The organism is Streptomyces sp. NPDC031111 (assembly GCF_055570675.1).
Genome location: NZ_JBVIGS010000028.1, coordinates 69,578 through 76,520, shown reverse-complemented (window position 1 = coordinate 76,520; position 6,943 = coordinate 69,578). Strand labels below are relative to the sequence as shown.

General features: G+C 69.9%; 7 protein-coding genes. All 7 read left to right on the top strand.

Annotation, left to right across the window (positions count from 1 at the left end):
- The first annotated feature begins 169 nt into the window (after window positions 1-169).
- The 7 genes from ACZ470_RS36760 to ACZ470_RS36730 all read left to right on the top strand — a co-directional run bounded on the left by ACZ470_RS36760 (window position 170) and on the right by ACZ470_RS36730 (window position 6,918).
- Window positions 170-1,867, top strand: a complete 1,698-nt coding sequence (locus ACZ470_RS36760; RefSeq protein ID WP_468434298.1) for a nitrite/sulfite reductase — start codon at window positions 170-172, stop codon at window positions 1,865-1,867.
- On the top strand, window positions 1,864-2,043 hold the full coding sequence (locus ACZ470_RS36755) for a hypothetical protein (protein WP_468434297.1): 180 nt from the start codon (window positions 1,864-1,866) through the stop codon (window positions 2,041-2,043). Before ACZ470_RS36760 ends, ACZ470_RS36755 begins: the two co-directional genes overlap by 4 nt.
- Window positions 2,040-2,750, top strand: coding sequence for a phosphoadenylyl-sulfate reductase (locus ACZ470_RS36750; RefSeq protein WP_468434296.1), 711 nt, complete (start codon window positions 2,040-2,042; stop codon window positions 2,748-2,750). The genes ACZ470_RS36755 and ACZ470_RS36750 overlap by 4 nt, the downstream gene beginning before the upstream one ends.
- A gap of 35 nt (window positions 2,751-2,785) precedes the next feature.
- The gene (cysC, locus tag ACZ470_RS36745; protein WP_468434295.1) at window positions 2,786-3,322 is read left to right on the top strand and encodes an adenylyl-sulfate kinase; all 537 of its coding nucleotides are present in this window, start codon (window positions 2,786-2,788) and stop codon (window positions 3,320-3,322) included.
- Window positions 3,319-4,254, top strand: coding sequence for a sulfate adenylyltransferase subunit CysD (cysD, locus tag ACZ470_RS36740; protein ID WP_468434294.1), 936 nt, complete (start codon window positions 3,319-3,321; stop codon window positions 4,252-4,254). Before cysC ends, cysD begins: the two co-directional genes overlap by 4 nt.
- 2 nt (window positions 4,255-4,256) lie before the next feature.
- Window positions 4,257-5,591, top strand: coding sequence for a sulfate adenylyltransferase subunit 1 (locus ACZ470_RS36735; protein ID WP_468434293.1), 1,335 nt, complete (start codon window positions 4,257-4,259; stop codon window positions 5,589-5,591).
- 223 nt (window positions 5,592-5,814) lie between these two features.
- On the top strand, window positions 5,815-6,918 hold the full coding sequence (locus ACZ470_RS36730; RefSeq protein ID WP_468434292.1) for an aliphatic sulfonate ABC transporter substrate-binding protein: 1,104 nt from the start codon (window positions 5,815-5,817) through the stop codon (window positions 6,916-6,918).
- Window positions 6,919-6,943 lie beyond the last annotated feature (25 nt).

Here is a 6,943-nt window from a genome sequence, read left to right as displayed (position 1 = left end):
CCTCGGCCGCATGTCCAGCGCCATCTGTCCGGCGCGCTGAGAGCACCCAGCACCGCCCGACACAGCCCTCTTCACCTCACTCCCCGCGCAATGACGCGCACATGAATCCGTGCGCCCGTATGCGCAGGTCAGAGCCGCATTCCCGCCTGTCCCGAAGGACGTATCAACCATGGCCGCCACCCCGCAGAAGCCTGCCGCCACGACTCCCCGCCGCAAGGTGAGCCGTCACCGCGGCGAGGGTCAGTGGGCCGCGGGTCACTTCACCCCGCTCAACGGCAACGAACAGGTCAAGAAGGACGACGACGGTCTCAATGTGCGGACACGCATTGAGACGATCTACTCCAAGCGGGGTTTCGACTCGATCGACCCCAGTGACCTGCGCGGGCGTATGCGCTGGTGGGGGCTGTACACCCAGCGCAAGCCCGGGATCGACGGCGGCAAGACCGCGATCCTGGAGCCGGAGGAGCTGGACGACGAGTACTTCATGCTGCGGGTGCGCATCGACGGCGGCGCGCTGACCACCCGTCAGCTGCGGGTGATCGGCGAGATCTCGCAGGAGTTCGCGCGCGGCACCGCCGACATCACCGACCGGCAGAACGTCCAGTACCACTGGATCCGCATCGAGGACGTGCCCGAGATCTGGGACCGGCTGGAGGGCGTCGGACTGTCCACGGTCACCGCCTGCGGTGACACGCCCCGCGTGATGATCGGCTCCCCGGTCGCGGGCATCGCCGAGGACGAGATCATCGACGGGACTCCCGCGCTGGAGGAGATGAAGCGCCGGGTCCTGAACAACAAGGCGTATTCGAACCTGCCCCGCAAGTTCAAGACGGCCATCTCGGGCTCGCCCGTCCTCGACGTGGTGCACGAGATCAACGACGTCGCGTTCGTCGGCGTCCGCCACCCCGAGCACGGGCCGGGCTTCGACCTGTGGGTGGGCGGCGGACTGTCCACCAACCCCAAGCTGGGCGTGCGGCTCGGCGCGTGGGTTCCGATCGAGGACGTGCCCGACGTCTACGAGGGCGTCCTGTCGATCTTCCGGGACTACGGCTACCGCCGGCTGCGCAACCGGGCCCGTCTGAAGTTCCTGGTCGCCGACTGGGGCGCGGAGAAGTTCCGCCAGGTGCTGGAGGACGAGTACCTGGGGCGCAAGCTGACCGACGGGCCCGCTCCCGAGCAGCCGGTGCGGCAGTGGCGCGACCACGTCGGTGTGCACCGCCAGAAGGACGGCCGCTTCTACGTCGGGTTCGCCCCGCGCGTCGGCCGGGTCGACGGCACCACCCTCACCAAGATCGCCGACCTCGCGGAGGCGCACGGCTCGGGGCGGGTGCGGACCACCGTCGAACAGAAGATGATCATCCTCGATGTCGAGGAGGACCGGGTCGACTCCCTCGTGGAGTCCCTGGAGGCACTGGACCTCAGCGCCCGGCCCTCCCCGTTCCGGCGCGGCACCATGGCCTGCACCGGCATCGAGTTCTGCAAGCTCGCCATCGTCGAGACCAAGGCGCGCGGCGCCGCGCTGATCGACGAACTCGAGCGCCGCATCCCGGACTTCGACGAACCGCTCACCATCAACCTCAACGGCTGCCCGAACGCCTGCGCCCGTATCCAGACCGCGGACATCGGTCTCAAGGGCCAGCTGATGCTCGACGAGCGGGGCGAGCAGGTCGAGGGCTACCAGGTCCACCTCGGCGGCGCGCTCGGCCTGGAGGCCGGCTTCGGCCGCAAGGTGCGGGGCCTGAAGGTCACCGCGGACGGACTGCCGGACTACATCGAGCGGGTGCTGAAGCGCTTCCAGGCGGAGCGCGAGGACGGCGAGCGGTTCGCGACCTGGGTCGGCCGCGCGTCGGAGGAGGCCCTGTCGTGAGCGAGCGTGCGGTGCCGTTCCACTGCCCCTACTGCGGGGACGAGGACCTGCGTCCGGGCGAGCAGGGCCACGGCGCGTGGGAATGCGGCGCGTGCAACCGAGCCTTTCAGCTGAAGTTCCTCGGGCTGCTCGCCCGGGGACTTGAGCGATCCGACACGGGAGGGGACCGGACATGACGGCTGTTCAGGAAGAGCGCACCACCGAGGACTTGAAGGCGTTGGCCGAGCAGGCCGGCCGGGACCTGGAGGACGCCTCCGCGCTGGAGATCCTCCAGTGGGCCGCCGACACCTTCGGCAAGCGGTTCTGCGTGACCTCCTCGATGGAGGACGCGGTGGTCGCCCACCTCGCCTCCCGCGCGATGCCCGGCGTCGACGTCGTCTTCCTCGACACCGGCTACCACTTCCCGGAGACCATCGGCACCCGGGACGCAGTGGACGCCGTGATGGACGTCAACGTCATCACGCTCACCCCCCGGCAGACGGTCGCCGAGCAGGACGCGGAGTACGGCCCGAAGCTGCACGACCGCGACCCCGACCTGTGCTGCAAGCTCCGCAAGGTCCAGCCGCTGGAGCAGGGCCTCGAGGGGTACGTGGCCTGGGCGACCGGCCTGCGCCGCGACGAGTCCCCCACCCGGGCCAACACCCCGGTGGTCGGCTGGGACGAGAAGCGGCGGAAGGTGAAGATCTCCCCCATCGCGCGGTGGTCGCAGGACGACGTGGAGGCGTACGTCGCCGAGCACGGCGTCCTCACCAATCCGCTGCTGATGGACGGCTACGCCTCCGTGGGCTGCGCGCCCTGCACCCGCCGGGTGCTGGAGGGCGAGGACGCGCGCGCCGGCCGCTGGGCGGGCCGTTCCAAGACCGAGTGCGGACTGCACGGCTGACCATGACCGCGCCTTCGACGAACCAGGAGAACCACGTGACGACCGGAGCCACCGTCTGGCTCACGGGTCTGCCGAGTGCGGGCAAGACCACCATCGCCCACGAACTGGCCGGCCGGCTGCGCGAGCAGGGCCGCCGGGTCGAGGTGCTCGACGGCGACGAGATCCGCGAGTTCCTCTCCGCGGGCCTCGGCTTCGGCCGCGAGGACCGGCACACCAACGTGCAGCGCATCGGCTTCGTCGCCGAACTGCTCGCCCGCAACGGCGTCATCGCGCTCGTCCCGGTCATCGCGCCGTACGCGGACAGCCGGGACGCGGTCCGCAAGCGGCACGAGGCGAACGGCACGCCGTACGTCGAGGTGCATGTGGCGACCCCGGTCGAGGTGTGCTCCGTACGCGATGTGAAGGGGCTGTACGCCAAGCAGGCGGCGGGCGAACTCACCGGGCTCACCGGAGTGGACGACCCGTACGAGGAGCCCGAGACGCCCGATCTGCGGATCGAGTCCCAGAACCAGACCGTGCAGGAGTCCGCGGCGTCGGTGTACGCCCTGCTCAGCGAAAGGGGACTGGCATGACGACCGTCGCCACCGTCGAGGAGGGTACGGACAGCCCGTACGCCCTCTCCCACCTGGACGCCCTCGAGTCCGAGGCCGTGCACATCATCCGCGAGGTGGCGGGCGAGTTCGAGAAGCCGGTGATCCTGTTCTCCGGCGGCAAGGACTCCATCCTCATGCTGCACCTGGCGCTGAAGGCGTTCACCCCGGCGCCGGTCCCCTTCTCGCTGCTGCACGTCGACACCGGGCACAACTTCCCCGAGGTCCTCGACTACCGGGACCGCACGGTCGCCAAGCACGGGTTGCGGCTGCACGTCGCGTCCGTGCAGGACTACATCGACCGCGGGGTGCTGAAGGAGCGCCCGGACGGCACCCGCAACCCGCTCCAGACCGTGCCGCTCACCGAGAAGATCCAGAGCGAGCGGTTCGACGCCGTGTTCGGCGGCGGGCGCCGGGACGAGGAGAAGGCCCGCGCGAAGGAACGGGTGTTCTCGCTGCGCGACGAGTTCTCCCAGTGGGACCCGCGCCGCCAGCGCCCCGAGCTGTGGAACCTGTACAACGGCCGGCACGCCCCGGGTGAGCACGTCCGCGTCTTCCCGCTGTCCAACTGGACCGAGCTGGACGTGTGGCAGTACATCGCCCGCGAGGGCATCGAGCTGCCGGAGATCTACTACGCGCACGAGCGCGAGGTGTTCCGCCGCTCCAACATGTGGCTGACCGCCGGTGAGTGGGGCGGCCCGAAGGACGGCGAGACCGTCGAGAAGCGGCTGGTGCGCTACCGGACCGTGGGCGACATGTCCTGCACCGGCGCGGTGGACTCCGACGCCGACACCATCGAGAAGGTGATCACCGAGATCGCCGCCTCCCGGCTCACCGAGCGCGGCGCCACCCGCGCCGACGACAAGCTCTCCGAGGCCGCGATGGAAGACCGCAAGCGCGAGGGGTACTTCTAGAGATGAGCACCACCACGACCGAGGAACTCTCGGCCACCACCCTGCTGCGGTTCGCCACCGCCGGTTCCGTCGACGACGGCAAGTCCACCCTGGTGGGCCGGTTGCTGCACGACTCCAAGTCGGTCCTCGCCGACCAGCTGGAGGCCGTGGAGCGGGCGTCGGCGAGCCGGGGCCAGGAGACGCCCGACCTCGCGCTGCTGACGGACGGTCTGCGGGCCGAGCGGGAGCAGGGCATCACCATCGACGTGGCCTACCGCTACTTCGCCACGCCCCGGCGGCGGTTCATCCTCGCCGACACCCCCGGCCATGTGCAGTACACGCGGAACATGGTCACGGGCGCCTCCACGGCCGAGCTGACGGTGATCCTGGTCGACGCCCGCAACGGGGTCGTCGAGCAGACCCGGCGGCACGCCGCCATCGCCGCCCTGCTGCGGGTGCCGCACGTCGTCCTCGCCGTCAACAAGATGGACCTGGTCGACTACCGGGAGGGCGTGTTCGCGCAGATCGCCGAGGAGTTCACGGCGTACGCGACCGAGCTGGGCGTCCCCGAGGTCACCGCGATCCCGATCTCCGCGCTGGTTGGCGACAACGTGGTGGAGCCCTCCGCGCACATGGACTGGTACGGCGGCCCGACGGTGCTGGAGCACCTGGAGACCGTCCCGGTCAGCCACGATCTGGCGCACTGCCACGCGCGGCTGCCCGTGCAGTACGTGATCCGGCCGCAGAGCGCCGAGCACCCCGACTACCGGGGCTACGCCGGCCAGATCGCCGCGGGCACCTTCCGCGTCGGCGACTCGGTGACCGTGCTGCCGTCCGGGCGGACGACGACGGTGACCGGCATCGACCTGCTGGGCAAGCCGGTGGACATCGCCTGGACCCCGCAGTCGGTGACGCTGCTGCTGGCCGACGACATCGACATCTCCCGCGGGGACCTGATCGTCCCCAGCAAGGACGCGCCGGCCACCTCGCAGGACGTCGAGGCCACCGTGTGCCATGTCGCCGACCAGCCGCTGACCGTCGGCCACCGGGTGCTGCTCAAGCACGGCACCCGCACCGTCAAGGCGATCGTGAAGGACATCCCGTCCCGGCTGACGCTCGACGACCTGTCGCTGCACCCGCACCCCGGGCAGCTCACCGCCAACGACATCGGTCGGGTGAAGATCCGTACCGCCGAACCGCTGCCCGCCGACTCCTACTCGGACTCGCGGCGCACCGGTTCGTTCATCCTCATCGACCCCAGCGACGGCACCACGCTCACCGCCGGCATGGTCGGTGAGTCCTTCGCCGCGCCGGAACCCGTCAAGGACGAGGCCGACGACGACGGATGGGACTTCTGACGATGAACTCCCACGACTTCTACTCGATGTTCGCGAAGGAGGGCGGCCGCGTCGGCAGCGGCGCCCTCGGCAGCGGGCAGGGCGGGGTGGCCCGATGTGCGCGATGACGTACGCGCACCGCTCGCGCGCCCTCACCCCCCACCGCCGTAGACGAAAACCCGCCGACTTCCCGGCCACGACCTGACAGACCGTGACCGCCGGGCCTCCGAGAGGACAGCCTCCCGTGCCTGCCACATCCGCCCTGCGCCGTACCCTCGCGGTGATAGCCGCGCTCCCGCTGCTCACCCTGGCCGCCTGCGGCTACGGTTCCCAGGCCAAGGACGACGACACCGCCAAGGTCGCCGCCGGGGCGAAGAAGATCGACGGACTCGACTCCGTCAAGATCGGCTATTTCGGCAACCTCACCCATGGCACCGCGCTGGTGGGGAACAAGAAGGGCCTGTTCCAGAAGGAACTCGGCGCCACCAGGGCCACGTACGCGATCTTCAACGCGGGGCCGTCGGAGATCGAGGCGCTCAACTCCGGGTCCATCGACATCGGCTTCATCGGCCCGTCCCCAGCCATCAACGGCTACACCAAGTCCGGCGGCAAGAACCTGCGGATCATCGGCGGTTCGGCGTCCGGCGGGGTCAAGCTCGTGGTGAACCCGGACAAGGTGAAGTCCCTGAAGGACGTCAAGGGCAAGCGGATCGCGACCCCCCAGCTCGGCAACACCCAGGACGTCGCGTTCCTCAACTGGGTCGCCGAGCAGGGCTGGAAGGTCGACGCCCAGAGCGGCAAGGGCGACGTCACGGTCGTCCGCAGCGACAACAAGGTCACCCCGGACGCGTTCAAGGCCGGGTCGGTGGACGGCGCCTGGGTGCCGGAGCCGACCGCTTCGAAGCTGGTCGCGCAGGGCGGCAAGGTGCTGCTGGACGAGGCCACGCTGTGGCCGGACGAGAAGTTCGTGATCACGAACATCATCGTGCGCCAGCAGTTCCTGAAGGAGCACCCGAAGGCCGTCGAGGCGGTGCTGAGGGCGTCCGTCGAGGCCAACAAGTGGATCAAGGCCAACCCGGACGAGGCGAAGGCCGCCGCCAACGAGCAGTTGGAGGCCGACTCCGGCAAGGCGCTGCCCGCCGAGGTGCTCGACCCGGCGTGGGAGTCGATCACGTTCATCGACGACCCGCTGGCCGCCACGCTCGACGCCCAGGCGGAGCACGCCGTCAAGGCGGGCCTGCTGGAGAAGCCCGATCTGAACGGCATCTACGACCTCACGCTGCTCAACAAGGTCCTCGAGGCCTCCGGTGAGCCGGCCGTCGACGACGCCGGACTCGGCACCAAGTAAGCCCGGATCACGCAGAGTTCCCAGG

What these genes read in the sequence shown, in the direction of transcription:
- ACZ470_RS36750 (WP_468434296.1), top strand. Translation starts at nt 2,040, where the DNA reads ATGACGGCTGTTCAGGAAGAGCGCACCACCGAGGACTTGAAGGCGTTG.
- cysD (WP_468434294.1), top strand. Translation starts at nt 3,319, where the DNA reads ATGACGACCGTCGCCACCGTCGAGGAGGGTACGGACAGCCCGTACGCC.
- ACZ470_RS36760 (WP_468434298.1), top strand. Translation starts at nt 170, where the DNA reads ATGGCCGCCACCCCGCAGAAGCCTGCCGCCACGACTCCCCGCCGCAAG.
- ACZ470_RS36735 (WP_468434293.1), top strand. Translation starts at nt 4,257, where the DNA reads ATGAGCACCACCACGACCGAGGAACTCTCGGCCACCACCCTGCTGCGG.